General features: G+C 45.5%; 1 protein-coding gene. It reads left to right on the top strand.

Annotated features, from left to right (window positions below; genetic code table 11):
* Positions 1-313: 313 nt before the first annotated feature.
* Positions 314-477: recombination protein O N-terminal domain-containing protein (locus ACYVTD_RS16450; protein ID WP_461248742.1), on the top strand; the 164-nt coding region annotated here is incomplete at its 3' end.

Below are 477 nucleotides of genomic sequence, written 5' to 3'. Positions count from 1 at the left end.
AAACCCCCGTGGAGACCCTGCCAGAGAAAAAACGCAAGATATACGACCAATCCCGCAAAAGCAAGGTCTTTGCGCTAGTTCTGTAAAAAATTATTCGAAAAGACCTCTCACAAAGGGCACAAAGGAGGAAAAGAACACAAAGGGAAGAGGGAAAAAGGATTGTTGTACGAAGACTATGCGTGAGCTTCACGATAAGATAACGGATATAAACCTCTGATTCTTCTTTGTGTCCTTCTCTTCCTCCGTGTCCTTTGTGAGATGAATTGTAGAATAATCCTTGTGCTATTTGTGTGAAATCTTCTACTATAATTTTATGTCCCGAACAAATGTCTGCACAGCGTTGGTCCTCAGAAACCGCCCTTCGGGGGAATCGAACAGCGAGATAACTTTGCTAACCGCCGAAGAGGGCATAATCAAGGCGACGGTTTACGGGGGAGCGAAAAGCAAATTGCGCTCCCACTCCGCGCCGTACAATTC

Source organism: Treponema sp. R6D11 (assembly GCF_054786075.1).
This window is presented reverse-complemented; position numbering and strand designations above follow the sequence as displayed.